This is a genomic window from Flavobacterium sp. (assembly GCF_046153165.1).
GTDB lineage: Bacteria > Bacteroidota > Bacteroidia > Flavobacteriales > Flavobacteriaceae > Flavobacterium.
Map to the genome: position 1 here is coordinate 1 of NZ_JBJXEN010000056.1, position 2,716 is coordinate 2,716.

The 2,716-nt window shown below is 33.8% G+C and carries 1 protein-coding gene; it reads left to right on the forward strand.

Features of this window, described 5'->3' with window-relative positions; translation table 11 throughout:
- Positions 1–224 precede the first annotated feature (224 nt).
- On the forward strand, positions 225–2,063 hold the full coding sequence (locus tag ACKVOV_RS06665) for an RNA-directed DNA polymerase (protein ID WP_409205983.1): 1,839 nt from the start codon (positions 225–227) through the stop codon (positions 2,061–2,063).
- Positions 2,064–2,716: the final 653 nt, after the last annotated feature.

The window sequence follows — 2,716 nt, forward strand, 5'->3', positions numbered from 1 at the left end:
GCATATGAATCATTTTGTTATAAATTCATCTTTAATAAGCACTTTCCATGAAATGCTGTGAAAATTTCTCATAGACTTACTCCTCGGCATCCCTGGATGACGAAAAGCTTAATTCGCTCTTGCTTAAAGAAGTCAACACTTTACAAAAAATAAAAAAAAACTGGAACGGCATTTAATAAAAACGATACTTAGTTTACAGGAAGAAATTAAATCATTTGTTGAAGGTGGCAGAGAAGTCGTACTATTTTGAAACATTTAAAGCAGCTTCCGGTAACCTACGTCAAACCTGGAGACTGCTTAATAACCTGATGGGTGGGGCAAGCTTTGAAAACTCTCCTGATTCATTTAATGTTAATGGTACCACTATCACTAATAAATCTGAAATTGTTGAAAACTTTAACAAATATTTTGTGGACATTGGCAGTCGGCTTGCAGCTTCCATTCTACCTGTACCTGTACATTTTGCAGATTATCTCAAAAATTCCTATAAGGATTCATTTGTGTTTTATCCCACAGATCCTGCAGAAATTTTTAGCATTGTTTCCAATTTTGATAATAAGTCAAGTGCAGGACATGATGATATTCCTGTCAAAATCATGAAAGCATCTATTCATGCTATTGCTCATCCAATCTCCGCTGTTATAAAACAATCTTTACGCACTGGTGTTTTCCCAGATGCATTAAAAATTGCTAGAGTTTGTCCCATATTTAAAAGTGGTGATATGTCCGATTTCTTGAACTACAGGCCGATTTCAATATTGCCTAGCTTTTCAAAAATTTATGAAAAAGTGGTTTTTAATAGACTGCTAGCTTATCTTGACTCTAAACATATTCTTTGTGATAGTCAATATGGTTTCCGTAGAAACCACTCTACCTATATGTCTCTGATTGATTTGTATGACAGAATTAGTGTGGCCATTGATAAAAGAGAATTTTCTATTGGAGTGTTTATTGACTTGTCAAAAGCTTTTGATACGCTCGACCACAGCATACTATTAAGAAAGCTTGAGCATTATGGAGTTCGAGGTGTAGCGCTACAGTGGTTTAATAGTTACCTATCTAATCGCAAACAGTGTGTTACTTTGAACGGTGCAACTTCAAGTATACAGAATATTATTTATGGGGTTCCACAAGGTTCCATCCTTGGACCTCTTTTATTTATCTTGTACATCAATGATATCGTAAACTGTTCTGATTTGCTATCATTCATATTATTTGCCGACGACACCACTCTGGTATTTTCTTGCAAAAACCTGCTACAGCTTAATCAAACTATAAATGTAGAGTTAGCAAAAGTTTCAGATTGGCTTAAAGCAAATAAACTGTCGCTAAATACTAAAAAAACAAATTTTATTCTATTTGGAAATAAACACACTAGATCTGGCACCAAATTTAATATTATGATTGACGGTTATTCGATTGAACAGGTTGATAATGCAAAATTCCTTGGAGTTTTTGTAGATGATAAACTAAACTGGAAAAAACATATTGATTATATTGCATTAAAGATTTCAAGAGGACTTGCGGTGATGGGACGTTTAAGAAATACTCTTCCGAGAAATGCTTTGTTAATGTTGTATTATACAATGATTTACCCATATTTAACGTACTGTAACTTAATCTGGGGTTCTGCTAGCGCCACTGCACTGCGAAGACTAGTTTGTTTACAAAAACGTGCCCTGAGACTAATTACACTTTCAACATTTCGATCGCCTAGTAATCCATTGTTTGTATCTCTTAAACTGCTGAAATTATTTGATATTAATATCTACCAAAATGCGCAATTTATGTTCAAAGTTAAGCATTGTCTCTTGCCTGTATCTTGCTTGCGATATGTTTCGGTTACAGATTCTAAACGGTATTATGAAACTCGTAATGTTCATTTTTTCTCTATGGTTGGTTTTCGCACGGTTATTCGTGAAAACGGTATCAGTATACGTGGTCCAAGGATTTGGGATTCTCTTACCAAAGAGATCCAAGAATCAAACAGTCTAGTTTCTTTTAAGCGTCGACTTTTAAAACACTTAGTCGCATCGTATGAGACGCTAAATCAATCGCACTGATAAATGAGTTACTGAGCAAATAATTCATTTTTTTTTTTATTTATCTTTTTATTCGTTTTCAGAAAAATGTGTAAGCTAAATTTTTATCTTTTATGTTTTTCCTAATATTGCATAATTGCACCTCGAAAAGTCATCGAACTTTAATGCATATATTGGTTTCGTAAAATTTACACCGTTTATTGGCTTATTCGTCAATTATCTTTTTGTGTTGCATTGTATGTTTTTTATATTGTTGTCGTCATCAGATGCATGATCATGGACAAACATGTAACCCTGTGACCAGCTCACTGGGTTACCTCGGAGAATTAGTTTCTTCTTTTGCTTGTCCTTATTACTTCCAAGTTATGATATTTTGTATATGCTGTATCTTAAATCCGTTATGTTGAAGTAATAAAAGATGTGGAAAAAAAAAAAAAAAATTGAACAACTTGGTAAAAGAGTCACAGAAAGAAAAGATACAAACTTAGATATACACGCTCTTTCCAATCAAAAGTTGCCAGACAGTTTGAATTTTTCATCATCACACGAGATTCTAGTACTTCATGAAGAAGATATTTCCAAAGACGTAGGTTCAGATCAGCAATTACCATGCAGTTCATTTGTTTCTTCTCTGAAGTTACCAGTAGCCCACAAAGAAGATGCAATAGTTGTAC